This window comes from Methylophaga sp., from assembly GCF_048266885.1.
Taxonomy (GTDB): domain Bacteria; phylum Pseudomonadota; class Gammaproteobacteria; order Nitrosococcales; family Methylophagaceae; genus Methylophaga.
The window spans coordinates 59,335-82,179 of the sequence record NZ_JBLWYR010000010.1; the positions used below are offsets into that span (position 1 = coordinate 59,335).

At 43.5% G+C, this 22,845-nt stretch carries 19 protein-coding genes; 7 read left to right on the plus strand and 12 right to left on the minus strand.

What is annotated here, in order from left to right:
* Nucleotides 1-9 precede the first annotated feature (9 nt).
* From ACN0V2_RS06645 to ACN0V2_RS06655, 3 genes are read left to right on the plus strand one after another with little or no spacing between them, the layout of a single operon-like run.
* Nucleotides 10-1,320: a homoserine dehydrogenase gene (locus tag ACN0V2_RS06645; protein WP_417550015.1), complete on the plus strand. Its 1,311-nt coding sequence runs from the start codon at nucleotides 10-12 to the stop codon at nucleotides 1,318-1,320.
* Between the two features lie 37 nt (nucleotides 1,321-1,357).
* Nucleotides 1,358-2,503, plus strand: coding sequence for a threonine synthase (thrC, locus tag ACN0V2_RS06650; protein ID WP_417550016.1), 1,146 nt, complete (start codon nucleotides 1,358-1,360; stop codon nucleotides 2,501-2,503).
* Nucleotide 2,504: 1 nt separating this feature from the next.
* Entirely contained in the window at nucleotides 2,505-3,005 is a 501-nt protein-coding gene (locus ACN0V2_RS06655; RefSeq protein ID WP_417550017.1) for a hypothetical protein, read from the plus strand.
* Between the two features lie 8 nt (nucleotides 3,006-3,013).
* Here ACN0V2_RS06655 and ACN0V2_RS06660 read toward each other — a convergent pair whose 3' ends face one another.
* The 4 genes from ACN0V2_RS06660 to rph are packed head-to-tail and all read right to left on the minus strand — an operon-like array spanning nucleotide 3,014 to nucleotide 5,910.
* Nucleotides 3,014-3,313 (minus strand): hypothetical protein, encoded by a 300-nt coding sequence (locus ACN0V2_RS06660; RefSeq protein ID WP_417550018.1) that lies wholly within the window; start codon nucleotides 3,311-3,313, stop codon nucleotides 3,014-3,016.
* A gap of 34 nt (nucleotides 3,314-3,347) precedes the next feature.
* Nucleotides 3,348-4,541: a radical SAM family heme chaperone HemW gene (hemW, locus tag ACN0V2_RS06665; RefSeq protein ID WP_417550019.1), complete on the minus strand. Its 1,194-nt coding sequence runs from the start codon at nucleotides 4,539-4,541 to the stop codon at nucleotides 3,348-3,350.
* Nucleotides 4,542-4,588: 47 nt separating this feature from the next.
* Nucleotides 4,589-5,194 (minus strand): RdgB/HAM1 family non-canonical purine NTP pyrophosphatase, encoded by a 606-nt coding sequence (gene rdgB, locus ACN0V2_RS06670; RefSeq protein WP_417550020.1) that lies wholly within the window; start codon nucleotides 5,192-5,194, stop codon nucleotides 4,589-4,591.
* Nucleotides 5,194-5,910, minus strand: a complete 717-nt coding sequence (rph, locus tag ACN0V2_RS06675; protein ID WP_417550021.1) for a ribonuclease PH — start codon at nucleotides 5,908-5,910, stop codon at nucleotides 5,194-5,196. The genes rdgB and rph overlap by 1 nt, the downstream gene beginning before the upstream one ends.
* Nucleotides 5,911-6,025: 115 nt before the next feature.
* On the opposite strand from rph, the gene ACN0V2_RS06680 reads away from it, so the two are divergent.
* Together ACN0V2_RS06680 and ACN0V2_RS06685 are read left to right on the plus strand one after the other, a co-directional pair.
* Complete coding sequence (locus ACN0V2_RS06680; protein ID WP_417550022.1) at nucleotides 6,026-6,889, plus strand: YicC/YloC family endoribonuclease; 864 nt, start codon at nucleotides 6,026-6,028, stop codon at nucleotides 6,887-6,889.
* 202 nt (nucleotides 6,890-7,091) lie between these two features.
* Nucleotides 7,092-8,342: an OmpP1/FadL family transporter gene (locus tag ACN0V2_RS06685; RefSeq protein ID WP_417550023.1), complete on the plus strand. Its 1,251-nt coding sequence runs from the start codon at nucleotides 7,092-7,094 to the stop codon at nucleotides 8,340-8,342.
* 76 nt (nucleotides 8,343-8,418) lie between these two features.
* Here the strand turns inward: ACN0V2_RS06685 and ACN0V2_RS06690 are convergent, their stop codons facing one another.
* The 8 genes from ACN0V2_RS06690 to ACN0V2_RS06725 all read right to left on the minus strand — a co-directional run bounded on the left by ACN0V2_RS06690 (nucleotide 8,419) and on the right by ACN0V2_RS06725 (nucleotide 21,655).
* Nucleotides 8,419-9,549: a hypothetical protein gene (locus ACN0V2_RS06690; RefSeq protein WP_417550024.1), complete on the minus strand. Its 1,131-nt coding sequence runs from the start codon at nucleotides 9,547-9,549 to the stop codon at nucleotides 8,419-8,421.
* A 22-nt stretch (nucleotides 9,550-9,571) separates the two neighbouring features.
* Complete coding sequence (locus ACN0V2_RS06695) at nucleotides 9,572-11,179, minus strand: diguanylate cyclase domain-containing protein (RefSeq protein ID WP_417550025.1); 1,608 nt, start codon at nucleotides 11,177-11,179, stop codon at nucleotides 9,572-9,574.
* Nucleotides 11,180-11,500: 321 nt separating this feature from the next.
* A complete protein-coding gene (locus ACN0V2_RS06700) occupies nucleotides 11,501-16,063 on the minus strand; it encodes an EAL domain-containing protein (RefSeq protein WP_417550026.1) in 4,563 nt (1,520 codons plus the stop codon).
* Nucleotides 16,064-16,358: 295 nt separating this feature from the next.
* The gene (locus tag ACN0V2_RS06705) at nucleotides 16,359-16,904 is read right to left on the minus strand and encodes a VPLPA-CTERM sorting domain-containing protein (protein ID WP_417550027.1); all 546 of its coding nucleotides are present in this window, start codon (nucleotides 16,902-16,904) and stop codon (nucleotides 16,359-16,361) included.
* 250 nt (nucleotides 16,905-17,154) lie between these two features.
* Entirely contained in the window at nucleotides 17,155-17,697 is a 543-nt protein-coding gene (locus ACN0V2_RS06710; protein WP_417550028.1) for a VPLPA-CTERM sorting domain-containing protein, read from the minus strand.
* A gap of 140 nt (nucleotides 17,698-17,837) precedes the next feature.
* Nucleotides 17,838-18,908, minus strand: a complete 1,071-nt coding sequence (locus tag ACN0V2_RS06715; protein WP_417550029.1) for an ABC transporter ATP-binding protein — start codon at nucleotides 18,906-18,908, stop codon at nucleotides 17,838-17,840.
* Nucleotides 18,898-20,556, minus strand: coding sequence for an ABC transporter permease (locus ACN0V2_RS06720; protein ID WP_417550030.1), 1,659 nt, complete (start codon nucleotides 20,554-20,556; stop codon nucleotides 18,898-18,900). Before ACN0V2_RS06720 ends, ACN0V2_RS06715 begins: the two co-directional genes overlap by 11 nt.
* A gap of 58 nt (nucleotides 20,557-20,614) precedes the next feature.
* Nucleotides 20,615-21,655: a Fe(3+) ABC transporter substrate-binding protein gene (locus ACN0V2_RS06725; RefSeq protein WP_417550031.1), complete on the minus strand. Its 1,041-nt coding sequence runs from the start codon at nucleotides 21,653-21,655 to the stop codon at nucleotides 20,615-20,617.
* A gap of 241 nt (nucleotides 21,656-21,896) precedes the next feature.
* Here ACN0V2_RS06725 and gmk point away from each other — a divergent pair, with 241 nt between their 5' ends.
* On the plus strand, nucleotides 21,897-22,508 hold the full coding sequence (gene gmk / locus ACN0V2_RS06730; RefSeq protein WP_417550032.1) for a guanylate kinase: 612 nt from the start codon (nucleotides 21,897-21,899) through the stop codon (nucleotides 22,506-22,508).
* A gap of 50 nt (nucleotides 22,509-22,558) precedes the next feature.
* Nucleotides 22,559-22,819 (plus strand): DNA-directed RNA polymerase subunit omega, encoded by a 261-nt coding sequence (gene rpoZ, locus ACN0V2_RS06735; RefSeq protein ID WP_417550033.1) that lies wholly within the window; start codon nucleotides 22,559-22,561, stop codon nucleotides 22,817-22,819.
* The last annotated feature ends 26 nt before the right edge of the window (nucleotides 22,820-22,845 follow it).

Here is a 22,845-nt window from a genome sequence, read left to right on the forward strand (position 1 = left end):
GGGCAAAAAGTGCAATCAGTCAAAATTGGTATTCTTGGCTTAGGCACTGTTGGTAGTGGTACTGTCAGTGTTTTAAAGCGAAATTCAAAAGAAATTAGCCGTCGCGCTGGCCGTGGTATTGAAATTGCGCGCGCAGCGGATAAAAATCTGGACGCACCTAAAACCTGTGACTTAACTGGCATTGATTTAACCGATGATGCATTTTCAGTGGTGAACGACCCTGAAATCCAGATTGTTGTTGAATTGATTGGTGGCACGGGTATCGCCCGTGATTTAGTCATGCAGGCGATTGAAAATGGCAAGCATGTGGTGACCGCCAACAAAGCGTTGATTGCGATGCATGGCAATGAACTGTTTGCCAAAGCGCAGGAAAAAGGCGTCACCATTGCTTTTGAAGCAGCCGTTGCTGGTGGTATACCTATTATTAAAGCTATTCGTGAAGGTCTGGCTGCTAATCGTATTGAGTGGCTGGCGGGCATTATTAATGGGACTGGCAACTTTATCCTGACTGAGATGCGTGACAAAGGCCGTAATTTTGCCGATGTACTGGCTGAAGCCCAAGCGTTAGGTTATGCCGAAGCCGATCCAACATTTGACGTGGAAGGTATTGATGCGGCGCACAAATTGACCATTATGGCGTCAATTGCATTTGGTATTCCGTTACAGTTTTATAAAGCCTACACCGAAGGTATTAGCAAAATTTCCCAGGAAGATGTGCAATATGCCGAAGAACTTGGTTATCACATCAAACATCTGGGCATTGCTAAGAAAACAGCACAAGGTGTTGAGCTGCGTGTACATCCGACCTTAATTCCAAAACGTAGGCTGATTGCCAATGTTAATGGCGTTATGAACGCTGTAGTGGTGAAAGGCGATGCGGTTGGCCCGACATTATATTATGGTGCTGGCGCTGGTGCTGAGCCCACTGCTTCAGCGGTTGTTGCGGATATCGTTGATATTGTTCGTGCGCTGACCACGGATCCAGAAAACCGTGTTCCCCATCTGGCTTTCCAACCTGATTCGCTAAAAGACACGCCAATTTTGCCAATGTCTGAGGTCATCACCTCTTATTATTTGCGGATCAACACAGAAGATAAACCGGGCGTGTTGGCTGACATTACCCGTATTTTCAGTGAGCAAGACATCAATATTGAAGCGATCTTGCAAAAACAACCGGAAGAAGAAGAGGGCACAGTGCCTATCATTATGCTGACGCAACCGGTAGTTGAAAAAAATATGGATGAAGCGATTGCTCAAATCGAAGCATTGGATACTGTCAAACACGCGATCATGCGCATCCGCATGGAATCGCTGGGCTGATAAAAACGCCCGTTAAAGAATTAAAGAGGAAACATTTATGTCATTTCGTCCACGTTACACTGGCTTGATTGAACGCTATCGTGACCGTTTGCCGGTTAATGATGACACACGTTTGATAAGCCTCGGTGAAGGTAATACGCCACTGTTGAAGCTCAACAACATTCCTAAACTGATCGGCAAAGATGTTGATATTTACATCAAATATGAAGGTTTGAATCCAACTGGATCATTCAAAGACCGTGGCATGACCATGGCAGTAACCAAAGCCGTTGAAGAAGGCAGTAAAGCTATTATTTGTGCTTCAACTGGTAACACTTCAGCTGCTGCCGCTGCCTATGCGGCACGTGCTGGTATTACTGCTTTTGTTATTATTCCGGATGGCAAAATTGCTCAGGGAAAATTAGCTCAGGCTATGATGCATAATGCCGTTGTTATCCAAATCAAAGGTAACTTTGATGAAGGCATGCAATTAGTTAAAGATGTTGCAGAGCATGCACCGGTAACTATCGTTAACTCGATAAATCCATACCGTCTGCAAGGCCAGAAAACTGCAGCGTTTGAGATTATTGAAGAACTGGGACGTGCTCCTGATTATCACTGTTTGCCTGTGGGTAACGCCGGTAATATCACCGCCCACTGGATTGGCTATTGTGAATATTCATCAGCCAGCGGTGATCATGTCACCGAAGCCTGTGCTTATTGTAATGGTCATTGTAAATATGCGGGTGGAGCCATTGTTGGTAATCGCCCGAAAATGGTGGGTTATCAAGCAGCGGGTAGTGCGCCGTTTATGCGTGGAGCCATGGTTGATGATCCTGAAACTGTTGCTACTGCTATTCGCATTGGTCATCCACAAAGTTGGGATATGGCCTGGAAAGTTAAAGAAGAATCTCAGGGTTGGTTTGATGAGTGCTCGGATGACGAAATATTAGCTGCCCAGAAGTTACTAGCCGAAAAAGAAGGTATTTTCTGCGAACCGGCTTCCGCAGCATCAGTCGCTGGAGCCTTGCGAGACATTCAAACAGGTAAGATTCCTGAAGGAAGTACAGTTGTTTGTACGTTGACAGGTCACGGTCTGAAAGACCCGGACATTGCCATCAAGCAAAGTAGTTCACCCGTCATTACAGTTGATGCTACATTGGATTCAGTACGCGAGGCGATCATCAACAACTTGGCCAGATAATATGACTGAAATGACGGCACCAGAGGATAAGGAAAGAGCGGCGGCAAGAACGCCGCACGATATCTTTCTAACGAACCTGATTGCTAACCACATCCTGTTGTTTACAGCGATTGCTGCAACGGGCAGGAGCTATTTTGAGTTTATCGTGTTGGTGCCGCTATTGTCTTTTTCGTTTATGGGATATACGTTTATTCGTTCCAGCCGAATTAAACGGGAAGACAGTGAATTTGTTTATATCCATTGGCAGATTGCTCGTCGCTGGAGCTTTTTCTTTGCCATAGTGTTATCGGTAGTAGTGACTGTGGCTGTTCTGGGTTGGCTAAGTTACACCTATCTGGGATTAATGAAAGAAGCAGCTTTCGCCTTGGTTGGTGGTCTGAGCTTTTTACCGACGTTGGTCAGCGTGCTGATATTGATTGTGATTGAAATGGACTCGTTAAATCACGCCAGAGTAGGCACATTACCAGCATGGGCAAAGCGCCGTTTTCTAGGCGAAGAATAAGATTTTTACTACTTTTCAGCTTGGCGATGCACCACTGAGTGGATGACCAGCTGATTTTCAAAGTACACATCAAACTTTGAATATTGCCAGCGTGTAATGGCTGGGGTGCCTTTAGGGGCGTATTGTTGTTCTGCTTTGCCAAATTTCTGTTCTACCTGCTGCATCGTCATGCCTCGTGTTGGACGCAACACTCCTGACGCTGAATTAGGGGTGTTATAGGTTGGTTCAGAGATTGATAACACATCGGCTTGTAATGGCGTCGCCACAATCAACGTTATACTGGCAGCAATAAGATAGCGTTTTAACATGATAATAACTCCCTCAAAGACCTGCCACAGCTTATTATTCCGGCAGAAATAGTTCAATCAAACTGTTTAAATAACGTTGGCCTAATTCTGTAGGGCGAATCCACTCGACCGAATAATCAATCAGCCCACGTTCTTCAGCTTCTGCAAGTTGGTTTTTTATCGTTGCCAATGGCACACCGCAATGTTGCATAAATAACGGTGTGGCAAATCCCTCGGTCAGGCGAAGCGCGTTAAGCATAAACTCAAACCCGATTTCGTTGATGCCAACCTGTTCTTGTTTCAGAATACGCTGAGGGCTGTTGACCCTTTCCAAATAAGCTTGTGGCTGTTTTTGCTTAACGAGCCGTTCGATTGACTGTGTAGCGGCACTGGTTAATTTTCCATGTGCGCCCGCGCCAATACCCAAATAATCTCCAAACTGCCAGTAGTTGAGATTGTGGCGGCTCTGACAGCCTTTTTTGGCATACGCTGAGACTTCATATTGCAGATAGCCAGCTTCAGCAAGCCGTTGTTGATTAGTAATCTGCCAGTCATATATCGGCTCATCATCAGGTAATTGTGGTGGGGATTGATGAAAAAACGTATTGGGTTCAATGGTCAGCTGATAATAGGAAATATGCGTCGGTTCAAGTGCGATGGCTGTTTGCACATCTTTTTTGGCGAGCTCTGCTGTTTGTTTGGGTAAACCAAACATCAGATCCAGATTGAAATTATCAAACCCCGCCTGATGGGCGATCTCTGCAGCGCGAATCGCCTGTTTGCCATCATGAATCCGCCCTAAGGCGGTTAATGAATCGCCATTAAAGCTTTGAATGCCAATCGATAAACGATTAATGCCTACAGCACGATAGTCAATGAACTTGGCGGCTTCAAAGGTACCAGGATTGGCTTCCAGCGTAATCTCGGCATCGGCGCGGATAGGCAATAGTGCTCGCAAAGCGGAAAATAGACGGTCATATCCTTCTGCACTGAACAGACTTGGAGTACCACCACCGATAAAGATGGTTTGAATCGTTCGTCCCCAGACCAATGGAAGATCCTGTTCGAGATCTTTAATCAATGCATCGATATAGGTCTTTTCAGGGATCTCATCACCGGCCTGATGTGAATTAAAGTCGCAATACGGGCATTTGCGCACACACCATGGCACATGGATATATAGGCTGAGTGGCGGTAGAGCCGTAAAGTTGAATCTGGCAGCATCAGCCTGAATGATTTTAGTCTGCAAGGCTGAATGGCTCGCGAATTGAGTAGAGTTTTAACACCAGCTAACTCTTAAGGTTGGTGGCGGGTATATTTAAATTCTTCCATGAACTGTCGCATAGCTTTACCACGATGACTAATCGCATGCTTCTGTTCAGGAGAAAGCTCGGCCGCGGTGCAATCTGTTTCGGTCACCCAGAAAACTGGATCATAACCAAAACCTTCATCACCACTGGGGGATTGCAAAATTTGTCCCTGCCAACTTCCCTGACAAATCAGTGGGGTAGGATCTTCGGCATGACGCATAAATACCACTACACATTGAAAACGGGCCGTTCGTTCATTCTCCGGCACATCTTTCATGGCGTTAAGTAAGGCGTGAATATTATCGGTATCGGATGCATCGGGTCCGGCATAGCGCGATGAATAAATACCAGGAGCACCATGCAATGCATCAACTTCAATACCAGAATCATCGGCAATGGCCGGTAAACCAGTCACTAAAGCGGCATTACGAGCTTTGATAATGGCATTTTCAACGAAACTGAGGCCGGTTTCTTCGGCCTCAGCAACGTTCAAATCGGATTGGGCAATCAGCTTCAATCCTAATGGGCTAAGGATCTGCGATAACTCACGCAGTTTGCCAATATTGCCGCTGGCCAGAACAATTTGTGACATTAGTTTGCCAAAGCTTCGCGTTGTTTAATCATCAGCTGTTCAATCCCCTTAGCCGCTAGATCCAACATGGATTGCAATTCATCGGCACGAAACGCATGGCCTTCCGCTGTGCCCTGTAACTCAATATAAGCCCCGGCATCATTCATGACAACATTCATATCCGTTTCAGCAGTAGAGTCTTCTGCGTAATCCAAATCCAGTACCGCTGTACCGTTATGAATACCCACTGAAACAGAAGCGACTTGGCCATGTAATGGGCTTTTTTTGATTTTGCGTTTTTTAATTAAAAAATCAACCGCATCATGTAATGCTACAAACGCTCCGGTAATTGACGCCGTACGCGTTCCACCGTCAGCCTGAATTACATCGCAATCAATAGTAATAGTGCGCTCACCTAGCGCTTTTAAATCGATGGCAGCACGTAATGAACGACCAATTAAACGCTGGATTTCCATAGTGCGACCGCCTTGTTTACCACGGGCAGATTCACGCTGCATACGGGTACCGGTAGAGCGAGGCAACATGCCATATTCAGCCGTAATCCAGCCTTCGCCCATGCCACGCAAAAAAGGTGGAATACGTTCTTCTACAGAAGCTGTGCACAATACTTTAGTGTCACCAAACTCGACCAAAACGGAGCCTTCCGCATGTTTTGTGTAATTGCGGGTAATGGTGATCTCACGGAGTTGATCGGGTTGTCGGCCACTTGGACGCATCTGCTTTATCCTTTACGAAAAATACGATGATTATACTGATGCCACCCAACTCTCGCGTGCTTTTTACGTTCAGTTTTCGTTACCATAGGCGCTCAATAGCTATAGGACAACCACCGTGATACGAAGCATGACCGCCTTTGCCCGCCATGAGCAAGTAACTGAATTTGGTACGCTGATCTGGGAAGTCCGATCGGTTAATCATCGCTATTTAGAACTCGCATTGCGGCTAGAAGAAACATTTCGTCCTTTAGAAATGGATATCCGCAAAATGTTTGCCGAACGAATGGCGCGTGGAAAGATTGAAGCTAGCTTGCGCTATCATCCTTCACAGCAACAAACGGCTTTGCATATTAACGAAAACCTTGCTCAATCGGTTATCAGCGCTTGTGAACAATTAACCCAAATGGCCAATCAGACTTTGCCGATTGATCCGCTACGATTATTGCAATGGCCGGGTGTAGCCGATACTGAACAAGTTGATTTAGCAACATTGAAACAACAATCTGTAGAAGCTCTTGAAATGGTCTTGGCAGATTTTATCAGCGGCAGAGAGCGAGAAGGGCAAGCGCTGGCGGAAATGATTTTGCAACGTTGTGAGGAGATTTTACAAATCGCAGAAGCAGTAAAACAACGTATGCCAGAGATTTTAGAACAACAACGCCAACGTCTGGCACAAAAAGCTGCCGAGCTTGAAATTACTTTGGAACCTGAGCGGCTTGAACAAGAAATTGTATTAATCGCCCAGAAAAGTGATGTCGCCGAAGAGTTGGATCGTTTGCAAAGTCATGTCGATGAAGTCAAACGAGTGCTGCAACGTGATGAGCCAGTAGGCCGCAGGCTCGACTTTCTTATGCAAGAGCTTAACCGGGAAGCCAATACCTTGGGCTCCAAATCGATCGATACTGACACCACACGTAATTCAGTTGATCTAAAAGTATTAATAGAACAGATGCGAGAACAGATCCAGAATATTGAATGATGTGATTTACCCGTTAAAAATGGTTCTCAAACAGAAAGTTAGATTTCTGAATTCTCAGGACTAACTAATACTTTTCGTAAGTATTAAAGACACGGTCTTTTCTGCCGCTATTTGGTTGTGTGTTCGGAACGTTCAAGATGAGGTTCTGGTTTATCAAGCGCTCTACAAGGATGATTGAAAGAGCACTCATTAAGAGCGGCGAATGAAAAAAATAATAATATGTTCTTTAGGGCTTTTTGCTGGTGCTAGCCATGCCACTAACGGTATAAACCTGATTGGCTTTGGTGCTGAATCAACGTTAATGGCGGGAGCGGATATTGCAGTTGCACGCGACACCAGTGCACTGAACACCAATCCGGCTGGGCTGACGCAAATCCAAAATAAACGCTTTGACCTGTACGGCTCCTTATTACGAATTACCGATTTGTCCCATGAAGATCAATTTGGTAATGATAGGCATGCCAGTAATCTTTACACCGGTTTGGGCGGCATGGGCTATGCACAAAATCTGCAAAATACGCCGTGTACTGCTGGGCTGGGTCTTTTTGCCCAAGGTGGTTCGGGTGGGGTGTTTGAAGATATGAATACGGCTTTTGGCACGGAGGACGAGTACTCTGGCTTATTTGCCGTGGGCAAACTCACGGCGGGTTTAGGTTGTAAAGTTAGTGACAAGTGGTCGGTCGGTGGCAGTTTTGGTCTGGTTTATGCGCAGGCCGAGCAAAAGATTTTTGCCGATACATCCGTGCCGCCGACATTCTCAGGTATTGAAATTGAAGATGCCAGCAGTCTACGCACCAGTTTTAAATTGGGCATCCAATATCAGGCAACCCCCAAACTCACGTTAGCTGCGACGTATACTGGAAAGACTGAGCTGCCATTGACCGATGGGCAATTAAAACTCAATATGACCGGTGCCGGTTTGGGCATAGTGAAATACGACGATGTCACGTTAAAAGGATTGGCTTTACCCGAGGAAATTGGGGTGGGTGCTGCCTACCAGATGAATGATAAGTTATTGTTATCACTGAAAGTAAACTGGATAAACTGGTCAGATGCGATGAAAGACAGTGTGTTGAGTGCCAGTAATCCAAGTAATCCTGCATTACCCGATATTAATAGTACTTCTACCATGAACTGGGATAATCAAATAGTGATTGCTACCGGCTTGGCCTATCGTTATAACGATAAAACGACCTTGTATGCCGGCTATAACTACGGCAAAAACCCAATTCCGGATGAGCATATCAATCCGGCAGTTGCTGGGATCTTTGACCACCATCTAACCTTTGGTGGCAGTTACCAGCTCAACAAAGAATGGACCTTTTACAGCGGTATTGAATACGATTTCCGTAAAAAAGTGGATTACACCAATCCCGAACTGCCGTTTGGCAATGATGCTCAATTGCGTAACGAAGCCGTTTGGTTACATATGATGGTTAGTAGACAATGGTAGGCTAATGAACCAGCAGAGTGTCTCTGAGTCTGTTGATCGTTCATCGTTACCTCTAAAAGATCAACAGACCGTCTGATTATTTGTTTATTAAATCAGTGTTAAAGTTAAATACTTTGCCAGCCCAGATGAAGATGACCCAGGCCAATATACCAAACGGCATATAACCCATATAGCCAAGTAGTGGCATCTCTGAAAAAATATGGATGACATTAATATAGGGAATATCGTAGACCCAATAATTTGGATTGGTCACCGGCTGGACGGGATGCGCACTGCCGTAATTCCAAAACTCCCAGAAGAAGCCATTTAACATGGCGGAAAGCGCCATCAGTAAGGCAGGGGACCAGTTACCTTCAGCCATTGCGCTAAACGGTGACCAGATATTGGCACGGATCAATACACCAGAAAATACCAATAACGGCCCAATCCATAGCACCCAGAACAAGGGGTAAGGCCAGAAAACCATTAACGTTAATAATACCAATCCAAGCAGAATTAATAGATTGCCATTCAGACTGAGTTTTGGCCCATTAGCAAAGCGACTGACGAGGCGAGGGCAAGTGTTTAGTAGGGTGTACCACTGGAAAATGGCGGGCCATACCGTGGTATATGCCAACAGAAAAATAATCACAATGGTCTGGTGAGATAACTCGGGCATAGTACTGTTTGGGTAATACCAATTGCCGAGCGCAAAATAATTAAAGTATTCAAATAGATACCAGCCAACCAGTGAAACAATGGCGGTCATCAAAAAGGTTTTAGGTTTACTGGCAAACAACGATTGTCCGTTTGAATAACGATAGACCAAACCATCCAGCACAAAGATAAATCCCCACCACATCGGCGTAAAGGCGTAATAAACCAAATCGCCAAAAACGGTTTCCCGGCTCCACATCAACCACCAGAAAAATAAAGTCACCACTAAGCCAATCCAGAACCAGATGGGCAGTGCGACTGTTTGAGCTCGTGGATTAGGAGCCACTTTTTTAAATCCAAATAAAGCCGGAATCAAATAGAGGGTAATAACCAGAATTTCAGCCAAGGCAATGACACAAAACACCGTGAGATTAAAGCCTGGAGCATCGGCAACATATTGTGGAGGAAACACACCAAATTCAGGTGGCAAATGGGTTTCAGGGTAGGCAAACCAACTGGCTACTAACGGTAACAGGAGTGCCAGTAAAATTGGAAAAATAAGTTTTTTCATATGAATCCTTTCAAATTAAGCTCTATGCCCATTGCGGGTCATTGTTCCTGCGTTTATGTTGATACATGCGTTGATCTGCCAGCATTCGCAGATCATCCACATTCAGTGTTTCTATCATGTTAGCCGATCCATAACTGACGCCCGCTTTTTCAAAACCATTTTTCTGCATGTAATCAATGGTTTCGGCAATCACTTGCTTAATTTTTTCTGCATAGTCAAAGCTTTCACTGGTGATAGCAAACTCATCACCCCCCATCCGATGCAGCACACCAAGAGTGTCTAATTTTGAGGACAAAATAGTGGCAAACATTTGTAACATTTCGTCGCCTTTATGGTGCCCATAGGTATCGTTGTAAGTCTTTAAATTATCCATATCCAGCAGCGTTATCATGCCGTTGGAAGGAAGCTTTTCCAATGTAAGGTCTAATGCATAACGATTTGGCAGACCCGTTAAGGCATCATGATGAGCGATTTGTAAACTATGCTGGATAAGAGATAAATTATTTTCTTTTTCCTTATAAATTTCGGCAAACTGATAGCCCAGCACTAGGCCGATTAGTAATACTTCAACCGTGACGGCTAACAATCCGATGTGCTCGATATAAATGGTATAAACACCTACTAAATCTTTACTGGAAATAGCAATAGAGCCAATCACAAAAAACGCTGCAATCGCCACGAGATAAAAGTAGGCAATTTTATAGCCTTCAAAAGCACGAACCAGCGCAGCAATCAATCCATAAAGCATCATTAATCCCACACCATAGCGAGCACATTCCAATATTAAATGTTTATTGAAAATCGCTACGGCAAGTAAAACTGCCAAAATCCCTAAAATTAATTTCGCTAAATTGTATAGCTTAGGGTGGGTATTGGCCCTTATCTGTAATAAATGCTGGGCAAAAAGGAGGTAAGCAAAATTGCTCAGTAAAATGGGGGCTCCGGCAAGGTAAAACCAATTGATATTAAATAGGTCTGGCGTGATGAGCAGGCTGGTACCATTGAAAATTACATTCATCCAGATAAAAAAGGCGTACATGGTCTCAGTTGTTCGTCTTCTGACATAGGCCAGAATCGCGTAATACACTCCCAAGCTTATCAATACGCCAATACTGACTAAGGTGATGACATTGCCCCATTTTATGGCTTCCCGGTAATGGGAAAGTGAATCCCAATAGGGTTGGGGTTCGGCAATAAAATAGGTTGAAACTAATTCGGTTGTGAGCTGATATTGACCTGGTGGTAAGCGGAATTCACGGCCATGACGCAGAAAAAAAGTATTTTTTGAATCTGATTCAATACCGCCACTAGCCTCGGCGAGAACATTGCCAGTTGAATCGGAAATATAGTGATGAAATTTTCCCAATACACTGGCATTTTTAAAATCTATAACAATCGTTTCATCTGTCTCAGTGATATCAAATGTCGAGCGAAAGACAAAATGGCCGCCCGTTAAATAAGGCGCATTGATAGTGTTGATAGGGGGATCTGGGAAACGCCAATCGGATTTAACTTCATACCACTGACCGATAAATTGTTGCTGAGCAAAACTAGTCGCGGGGGCAATAAAAAAAAGTAACCACAATAGGCTTATGAACAAATACCGAGAACGACCCGCAGCAAATTGCATAAACCGCATCATAATCCGCTATTCGAAAGTCTGATAAATATCAGTATATTCATGTAGTTATCTGTTATTGTTGTTCGGTATGAACTTTAGGGAATTTACCACAATTTAGATGCTAATGTAACAAGACTCGAACCGGGATTCTGTACCTTAAGTCGCATTTTTCCTTTCTTTTACATGGGGCGAATATAAATAAGCTAGCTTATGCTGGTTTCAAACAATTCAATTATCAGAATTTAATTAAGAAAAAATGACAAGTACAAGTCGTTCTAACAAGAATATGTTCTTAGTCATTCAGGCGGATGATGCTGAAACGTGTTGAAGTTAGTTTTTTTGAATATCCATTGATCGTTTATCTAATTGTGCAACCGACAACGGTCTACTGAGATAATAGCCTTGGACACTTTGACATCCGATGTCCGCTAAAGTCTGCATCGCAGCATGATTTTCAATGCCTTCAATGACCGTTTCATAACCCATATCATGCAGCATGGTCAGGAGTGCTTTTACCTTACGACGTTTGTGTGAGTCTTGTTCAAATTGATAAATGACCGAGCGATCTAGTTTCACCACTTTAATTTCACTGAGTTCGGTAATATAGCCAAAGTTAGAGTAGCCTGAACCGAAGTCATCAATGGCAATGGAAACGCCGAGATCGGTGAGATTTTTTAACGCCAATTTGGCATTTTCAAAATGGGCTAACAAAGCAACTTCAGTGACTTCGATAGTGAGCCAGTTTAGTGGTGCTTGTTTTTGCAGTTTTGTTAATAATTCACTGTTATCCGGATCATGTAGTCGATTTAAATGTGCTGGATGCATGTTGATAGAGATACAGAGTTTTTCTGCTTTTTCAGGATGATCCTGCAACCATTGTTCACGCTGTTGAATGACTTGATCGATGACCCATTCATCAAGTTCTGCAGTGAGTTTAGACATCTGCACAATCGGAATCAGCTCTTTGGGCATAATGTGGCCCAGTTGTGGATGATGCCAACGAATCAATGCTTCCAGGGACGCTTCCACATCAGGATTACTGCAATGAAAGATGGGTTGGTAAACCAGATGCAAACCAATATCCTCGCCATCCACCAAACCTCTTTGTAATTCGGCTTCAATTTGTAATTGTTTTCGGAGTTCATCAGAGCGCTCTGGATCAACAAAACCAAAATAGCCTTTACCATTTTCTTTAGCTCGGTACATCGCAATATCTGCATTACGCAATAGAATATCGGGCAAATCTCCATCTTCTGGATAAATCGCAATACCAATACTGGAGGAGATAAATAGAGTTTGGCCGGTAGTCTGATATGGCTGTCTCAAACTTTCAATAATGCGCTGAGCAAAAATTTGTGCATCTACTTCAGATTCAATTTCTTCAAGCAGAATGACAAATTCATCGCCACTGATACGGGCAAAAGTATCACTCTCACGCACCAGTTCGGAAACGACATGAGTGAAATATTGCAAAACATCATCACCGACGGCATGCCCCAGCGAATCATTAATGCGTTTAAAGTTATCCAGATCTAAAAACAATACTGCAAACTTAGTTTGTTTACGTTGGCTGCGCGCCACAGTATCTTTCATGATTTGATTAAGATGCATACGGTTAGGTAAACCCGTCAACTCATCAAACAAAGCCAGTCGATGCAGCTGTTGTTCACGACGTTTCAGTTCTTCAATATCGCTGGCAAGCATTACATAACAAACCTCACCATCTTGCTGATCTTCAACGCGGCTGATTGATACCATTTGAGGTTTTAACTTGCCCTGGAAATAAAAGTTCAGCTCTCCACGCCAAGACCCCATCTGATCCAAGGTTTTCCAAAGTTGATTTATCGTCAGCTCACTCTCTTCATCACAACGCAGAAAGTCATTAATATTCGTTGCCAGAATTTCATCATTTTCAATATCCAGCGTGGTGAGCATCGCGTGATTAGCATAGAGAATTTTCTGTTTATGATTGATGACGAGAATATTATCCTGCGTATTATCAAATACCGATTGAGCCAATGACATTTGCCGGTTATCTAGAATGGACTGGGTAATATCGGATTGCAGCCCGATAAAGTGCGTTACTTGGCTATCTTCATAAACTGGCGCGATACTTAGTTGATTCCAGAAAGTCGATCCATCTTTTCGATAATTCAGAATAGTTGTTTGCAGTGGTTTACCTTCGTTAATGGCTTGTTTAATTGCCTCAATGGCGGATTCCTGGGTGTCTTTACCTTGTAATAGACGACAATTCTGGCCAATAACTTCTTCACTTTTATAGCCCGTCATCCGAGTGAATGCCGGGTTGGTGTATAAGATAGGCATTTTTTTAGTGAGTGCATCAACGATGATAATCCCTTGCTGAGCCGCTTCCATCGCTCTGGCCTGCAAGTTATTTTCGATAAGCGATTTTTTTAAACGATCATAAGTTTGAACTAATTCGGTATTTTCCCAGAACAATAAAACGGCACCATTGATATTGCCCAGATTATCCAAATAGGAATTCACCGAAAGTAAGTAATGTCGTTCACCGGTAATTTGAAACGTAATGGTCTCACTCGTTTGATGAGCTGTTTCAATCAGTTTGACTAGATCAGGAAGACTATAGTCGCTACGCAATTGAGTCAGACGTAAACCCACATTTTCATTTTCCAGCTTGAACAATTGTTTTGCAGCGGGATTAAAGTGCGTTAACAACAAGTTTTCATCTACCACAATTAGAGGATGAGATAGACTGTTTTGCATATTTTGCAGATCAGTATTAAGTGAAATGATCTCAATGCTTTTAACTTGTAATTCTTCATTAACCGTAGTCAATTCTTCATTTGTCGATTGCAACTCTTCATTAGAGGTTTCCAATTCCTCATTGGTTGATTGCAATTCTTCGTTGGCTGACTGCATTTCTTCATTGACCGATTGCAGTTCTTCGTTTGCGGTTTCTAATTCTTCGACAACGGTTTGTAGATGTTCTTTGGTTGAAGATAACTCTTGCTGCAATTGCACGATGCGTTCGTAATTTGCAGATTCGGTTTCATCTACCTGATCGTTATCCAAATAAGTTTGCTCAAATCGAATCAGATATAACGCATCATTAATATCTTTGATTTGCAGAGGCATAACTTCAAACATAAAGGCTTCGTTGCCAAGACGAATGATACGACTGCGGTAGGATTGAGGTTCTTTTTTGGCTTTATAAACCAGACCTTTTATTTCCAACTGAAATTCACTGCGAACCATACTCTGCAGATTAAGACTGGCACGACCCGGCCCTATTTGGGTGATAGGGGAAATATCGCCATAAATAAACCGTATTTCCATATTGTCATCGACCACAAAGGCGTTGGAAATGATGTATTGGGTTACCGCTTTTAAGACTCTGTCATCCAAGGTTTCGACAGTTCGCTTTAAGGTTTTATTTGGCTGAGCCAAAACCCCAACGGGTTGATGCTTAATTTTGTGTCTTCGATATACTTCAAGACTATTCACATTACGGCGAGAAAATGTGCGACCCTCATTCGAATCAATATCGAACAATTCACTATTGGGTAATGATTCGGATTTACCTAAAAACAAAAAGCCATCTTGATTTAACGCGTAATGGAAAGTGGCTTGTACTTGCTTTTGCAGAGGTGCTTTCATGTAAATCAAAACATTACGACATGTCACCATATCCAGTCGCAGAAATGCCGGATCTTCTACCAGATTCTGTTTGGCAAACAACACCATATCGCGCAAAGGTTTTTTGACTATGTAGCCATCACTCAGTGGGGTGAAATGACGATCCAGGCGTTGTTGGGACAAGCCTTTTACTGCCGCTTGTTCGTATTTCCCTTTACGGGCAATAGCCAATGCTTTCATGTCGATATCAGTCGCAAACACCTGAGCACGATAATCATCCAATTCGTGCCCGAGAATTTCACGCAATAAAATCGCGATACTGTAGGCTTCTTCGCCTGTCGCACATCCGGCGACCCAGATACGAATTTCATCGCCTTTATTTTTACGTTCAATAATTCTGCGTAGGAGTTTTTCTAATTCATCAAAAGCCGTTTCATCCCGGAAGAATGCCGTGACCGAAATCAACAAATCCTGATAAAGATTATCTAACTCATAAGGGTGTTCATGAACGAATTGCTCATATTCGTTCCAGCTTGTGGTATCTGTTGCTACCAGTCGGCGATGAATCCGCCGACGCAACGTATTATCCTTGTAATTAAAGAAACTAACGCCCGAGTGTTTTGCTAATAAGCCAATAATGTTATCCAGTGAATCCAACTGACTATCGGCATTTTTAGGTGATTGACTGATTTCTTCATAATTTGCCAGACGTATTAACTCATTGGCTATTTTGGCTGCACTTAATACGCGATCCACACAGCCAGTATCAATGGCCGCTTTCGGCATACCCTCGTACTTGGCTTCGGTAAGCAGCTGAGCAAAAACAAATCCATCGCGTGCTTTAATCTCCCTACAACCACGAGCACCATCGCTACCGGTACCAGATAAAACGACTCCTACGGCACGCTCTTGATATGTTTCAGCCATCGAAACAAACAGATCATTTGCTGAAGGTTTAGGTACACCATGTTTATGAGTGGACTGCAGAAATATTTTATCGTCACTTACCGTGCCGTTATAACCTGGTGGAATAACGACAGCTGTTCCAGGCGTTAAAGGCATACCATCTTTTGCAGTTAAAATTGGGAAATTACTCTCACGAGCTAATAAATTAACCAATAAACTTTCATGATCTGGCGAGAGATGTTGGGCGATAACAATGCACAAACTGTCATGTTTCTCAGTATTTTTTAGCAGGATAGTTAATGCTTCCAGTCCACCTGCTGATGCCGCCAAACCAACATAAAGTGGCTTTCGGCTATTTTGTTTAAGCATGGATTTCTCCATTTAGATCTATGCCCGAACACATCCGTAGTTCGCCATTGCTAATTTTGAGATAGCAGGGTGAGGGGATTAGGCATTGAAGAGTTGTAGAGGTTGAATTTTCGACAACATTACCATTGAGTTAAACAGGTGGGCTTTAACTTAAATTAATAGCGGGAACTCAATCAGATAAAGAGTTAACTGAAATTTTTGCGGTTATTAAAAATTGCTATCAAGGTTGATTTTGATTGTTCCAGATAAATAAAAGCCGTGATAAACACGGCTTTTATCAGGGTTGGAAACTAGGTTATTTAGCTAAACGACGTCTCATTCCCAGCAACCCCATTAAAGCCGGTGCAAATAACCACAATGCTGCAGGTATTGGCACTTCCGAAACGGATGTATTGAAATAGGCAATATGTGAAACATCTTTTCCATCATGCGTTAGGAAATCCACGCTAGATATTGGGGTATCGAATAGGCCGATTAATGTGGTTGTTCCGTATTTCATTAAGAATCCGGAAAATGCCAAGCCTAAAGAAGAGGTATCCAATGTGTTTGAAATGGGATCTTCGATTTTAAAAAAGTCCGTTACCACAAAGCTTGAGCCCGCTGCTGACAATGCAGTTTGTAAATGAGCAGCACTAACCGCTGTTGGATTAGGTTTTGCAAGATGAAAACCTTCTGACACACCCGGCAGAAAATCATTGATATTTATAACCTGAGAAATGTCCCCTGTAAAACCGTTGGAGTCATAAGAGACAGTACCCGCTAATGATAATGTTGCTGCGTTGACTGCAAAAGAAAGGGTTGCCAAGCCTGCCACTAAAAGCGATTTAATGTAGTTTTTCATATAGTGTGCCCCCCAGCGGTTATTAGAATTATTGTGAACTACGTCTCACAATCTAGACCGCCAAAAACCATTTTCATACTGTACTTTGGTACTAATTCCCGACTTTATATGTGAAAAATTCCTGTGTGCACCTTTAGGATTGAAGCTTCAGACTTGACTGAGTTGCACTTGATGCCGTGATGTTGAGGTTTTGACAGGCAAAAAAAAGCCGTGCAGGGCACGGCTTTACAAATACATAAGTAAATTTTGATTATTTAGTCAGGCGGCGTCTAAAGCCTAAAAATCCCATCAATGCTGGAGCAAATAACCATAATGCTGCTGGTAAAGGTACTTCTGAAACAGACGTATTAAAGTAGGCGATATGTGAAACGTCTTTGCCATCATGTGTCAGAAAATCCAGACTTGAGATCGGTGTACTAAACAGACCAATCAATGTCGTTGTACCGTATTTCATCAAGAATCCAGAGAAAGACAAACCTAATGATGAAGTGTTTAAAGTATTGGTAGTAGGATCATTGATTTTGAAAAAGTCTGTTACCAAAAAGCTTGAGCCTACTGCCGTTAAAGCAGTTTGCACATGTGCTGCACTCATCGCGGTAGGATTAGGTTTTGGAACATAAAAGGCTTGTGAGGCGCCTGGCAGAAAATCATTAAAATTCAGTACTTCCGAAATTGTGCCTTTAAAACCATTTGCATTGTATTTGGTTGTACCGGTCAAAGATAAAGATGCCGCGCTGACACTGAAGCTCAATGAAACGCTAAGTGCTAATAGTAAAGCTTTAACAAAAGACATTTTTCTCATACAGGTTTGCGCCTCCGGGGGCAGGTATTTATGTGAACCACAGCGCATAATTTAAAGATAAGGGTAATTATTAGATAGTGTACCTTGGTACTACTTCCCGGTTTTTTATAGGATAAATTCCCACATCACATTCAAGTCAGGTCTGAAAACACAGCTAAATGGTCGGCTTCAAGCCTTATTCCAAGTAATTCGCCGATATCATGCTGATGATGACTTTGTACCAGACAAAGGATTTGCTGACCGCTTTGCAGCTTTAATGTGTAGAGATAGACGGCACCGCGAAATGCTCTGCCGACAATTTCGGCTTTGAGTGGACTATTATCATCATGAATAATATCGTCTGGTCGTAATAGTAAATTTACTTGCTGTCCTGAAGCTGCTGAAGAAGTTATCTTGCCACTGACAATGCCTAGTTCGGTATGGATTTTATTATCGGCTATGATTTCACCGGGTATTAATACACCTTGCCCGATAAAGTCAGCCACAAAACGACTACTTGGGCGATGATATAAATCGTAACCATTACCCCATTGCAACAGTTTTCCTTGGCCTAGAACACCAATTTGATCCGCCATGGCAAAAGCTTCATGTTGATCATGAGTCACCATGATGGCCGTAACCCCATCACGTCGTAATAAATCTCGTACTTCTCTGGCAAGTTGTTCACGTAATTCAGTGTCCATACTAGAGAAAGGCTCATCTAGTAACAGAATGTCCGGACGTGGGGCCATGGCTCTAGCTAGAGCGACACGCTGTTGTTGACCGCCAGAAAGTTGATGGGGATATTGATCTTTAGCATCAGTTAACTCAACCAATTCGAGCAATTCTGCCACTCGTTGCTGACGTTGTTTGCGAGACAATTTTTGCAGTCCAAACCCGATGTTTTTCGTAACCGTTAAATGTGGGAATAACGCAAAATCCTGAAACACCATGCCGATATGACGTTTTTCAGGTGGCAAGAATATCGCTGAGGAGCTGACGGTTTTGCCATGCAAGGTAATACTTCCTTGCATTAACGGTTCAAACCCGGCGATAGCTCGCAATACTGAGGTTTTACCGCAGCCGGATGGTCCAAGTAAACAGGCGATTTCACCAGGCTTTAATTGGAAAGAAATGCCTTCTACAACCGTTTTATCGGCATAGCCAATACTGATATTGTCGATTTGTAATTGGGGTATTTGCATGGGGATATCAGTTTTCATCAATAGCCAATTTTAACTTGCGTGATCGGGTAATGGTTTTACTGAGCAGAATTACCGGAATAATACCGGCAATAACAATTGCTAATGCTGCAGGAGCCGCTTCGGCCAATCGCTCATCTGACGCCAGTTCATACGCTTTGACGGCAAGCGTATTAAAGTTGAATGGCCGCAATATCAACGTTGCAGGTAGTTCTTTTAAAACGTCGACAAACACTAATAGTAAAGCGGTCATCAGTGAAGCACTTAACATTGGGATATGAATTTGTCTGAGGATTTGTAGTGGTCTGAAACCAAATGAACGACCGGCTTCATCCATCGAATGGGTAATACGTGTTAAACCACTGTCCACGGTTTGTAATGAGACGGCTAAAAAACGTGTCAGATAAGCAAAAGTCACGGCAACCAACGTTCCACTCAGTAATAGTCCAGTGGAATAATCAAAATGGCTACGGGTAAGATTATCAATAGTGTTATCAAACCAAGCAAATGGGATCATTACCCCAACAGCAATAACGGCTCCTGGCACCGCATAGCCCATTCCTGCAACCCTTACGGCGCCACTGACTAGTCTGCCGGGATAAAGCCGTTGGGCGTATGCCATTATGATGGCTAACAGTAACGCCAATACTGCCGCAAACGCTGCCAGGGAGAGACTGTTCATCAGTAATCTTACAAACTCGGCATCAATCACCGCATCAGCCACATGGATAGTCCAGCTAAGCAATTGTAATGCTGGTAATAAAAAACCCAGACTAAGAATGAATAGACAAAAAGCAAATGCCAGAAATGCACGACCTCCAGTTAACTGAAATCGACGAAGATCCTGATGCCGACGGCTAGTGTGATGATAACGCGCTTTACGGCGTGAATAACGTTCAATCAGGATTAAAGCAAAGACAAATACCATCAGTCCTGCGGCCAATTGAGCCGCGGCTGCTGCACTGCCCATTCCAAACCATGTACGGAAAATACCGGTGGTAAACGTGCTGACACCAAAGAACTGTACGGTACCGTAATCGGCCAAGGTTTCCATTAAAGCTAATGATAAACCGGCAATAATCGCTGGACGAGCCAGTGGCAGGGCCACTCGCCAAAATGTTTTCCATGGGCCATTGCCTAAAGTCCGACTGACATCTAACACACAAATTGATTGATTGAGAAACGCGGCGCGGCTCAATAGATAGACATAAGGATAGAGCACCAGCGTCAACATGGCGACTGCACCGTTCAATGAACGGATCTGGGGAAACCAGTAGTCTCCATACTGCCAGCCAAACCATTCACGCAACGTCATTTGGACGGGACCGGCAAAATCCAGCATGCCAGTGTAAGTATAGGCAATGATATAGGCGGGCATAGCCATCGGAAGCAATAATGCCCATTCAAATATGTTGCGTCCTGGAAACTGACACATGGTGGTAAGCCAAGCAGCTGTGACACCAATTAACAACGTACCGATAGCCACTCCCAACATGAGTAACAGGGAGTTACGAATATAGTCGGGAAGGACAGTGCTGCTCAGGTGCTGCCAGATATCACCACTAGGCACAAACACATGAGCCAATACCACCACAACCGGCATAGACAGTATGACTGCCAATACAAGAATGAATAGCGGATAGGGGCGATATTGACTTATGGATAACATGAAATTGTAAAGTTGGCAGTTGATTTGGCAAAACCGCCAACTTTACGCATGCAAATACTTATTGCCAACCTGCACGATCCATCAGCCGTAATGCATCAGCATTAAATTCGCCTAATTTGTCCATGTCTAATGGATCGGCACGGAAGTCTCCCCACTCTTCAAGCAACTCGCCTTTTTCAATATCGGCTCGAACAGGATATTCACCATTGGTTTCGGCATACCAGTGCTGGGCACTATCGCTGGTCAGAAATTCCAACAGTTTTATTGCGTTATCACGATGTTTGGCGTCCTTAATAATTGCAGCGCCCGATACGTTGATATGTACACCACGGTCATCCTGGTTTGGCCAGAAAACCGCTAATTTTTCGGCTGCTGCTTTTTCGCTAGCATCATTGCTGGTCAACATACCTGCTAAGTAATAAGTGTTGGCAATAACAATATCGCACTGACCTGCCGCTGCCGCACTTATCTGATCCCGATCTCCACCTTGTGGCGAACGGGCGAAATTAGCGACCAAACCTTTTGCCCATTCTTCAGTTGCCGCTTCACCATTGGCCACAATCATTGAGGCAACCATGGACTGGTTATAGATGTTGCTAGAAGAACGAACACAAATTCTGTTATTCCAACGCGGATCTACTAATGCTTCATAAGTTGAGAGTTCAGTAGGATCGACACGATCTTTAACATACATAATTGGACGCGCACGAAGCGATAAACCAAACCAGTAACCTTCAGGGTGACGGTACGATGAAGGGATTCGTTCTTGCAAAATTTCGGATTCAATTGGTTGCACCAAATCGACTTCTATGGCGCGATGCAAACGGCCGGCATCGGTGGTTAACAACATATCTGCGGGGGTATTGCGACCTTCGTTTTGTAAACGTTGCAATAATTCATCCGCGTTACCGGTAACCAGATTGACTTTGATGCCTGTCTCTTCGGTAAATTCATCGAGTAGAGGTTTAATAAGTGACTCAATTCGGGCTGAATATAGATTGACCTCTTGGATCTCTTGTTGAGCGTCGTCGCTACAACCTGAAACGAGCAATACCGTTAGACCCAGCCAAACACTCAGAAAAATACCTGCTTTGCGCATAGAACACTCCGTGGTTAATAACTGATTCAATGATAATGAGATTTATTTTTGTTTGGAATAGTTGAATAAACTTTTTCTCAAACGATTCACATTGCAAACAGTGGGGCTGACTGTAGTTAGCTCCCACATAGCCTGCTTTTAGCTTTGTAAAAAACTGGCACAAAAAAGCGTAAACCAGTATTGTTTTCATAAACAAATACAGGTTTCAAAACTGAAACTGCGCAATCTGCAAGGTATCAAAATGTCTGGAAGTTTATTTATTGTGGCGGCACCATCCGGTGCGGGGAAAACCAGTCTAGTACGGGCATTGGTCAAACAAGATCCCCATGTTCGGTTGTCCGTTTCCCATACTACCCGGGTAGCCAGAGCGGGCGAAGTCGACGCAGAAGATTACTTTTTTGTCAGTGCAGAACACTTCAATAAAATGCGAGATGCCGGGGACTTTCTTGAATCGGCAACGGTATTCGACAATAGCTACGGTACTTCTTCCGCGGCGGTTCATCATCAATTACATGCCGGAAATGATGTCATTTTGGAGATCGACTGGCAGGGTGCCCAGCAGGTTAGAAAAAACTTTCCCGACAGTAGCAGTATCTTTATTTTGCCACCCTCCAAGCAGGCGCTTGAGCAGCGTTTAAGAGGTCGTGGTCAGGATGATGAAGCGACTATTTCGCGCAGAATGCGTGATGCAGAGAGTGAAATGTCCCATTACGTTGAATTTGATTATTTAATTGTAAATGATGACTTTGATCATGCACTTGCCAGCCTGACTGCGATCGTGATGGCAAGTCGTCACAAACTTGTCGTGCAGCAGTCAAATTACAGCACCTTACTAGCTGACTTGCTGGCGTAAGCCGCGTATCTCTCGTAAAATTACAGGTTTTAACCACAGGACAAATTATCATGGCACGTACTACCGTTGAAGATTGCCTCGAAAATGTAGATAACCGTTTTCAATTGGTGCTAGTTGCAGCAAAACGCGCTCGCCAAATCGCCATGGGTGATGATGCGATGGTGCCGGTTGATAATGACAAACCCACTGTTCTGGCTTTACGCGAAATTGCAGCAGGTCTGGTTGATCGCAGTATCTTGACTAAAACCTCAGCTCGTCAACATGCTGAAACAAGCATGGTCAGCGACGAAGAGCTGCAAAGCGAAATCTAAATTATTGTGAGCGCAAAGCCTTCTGT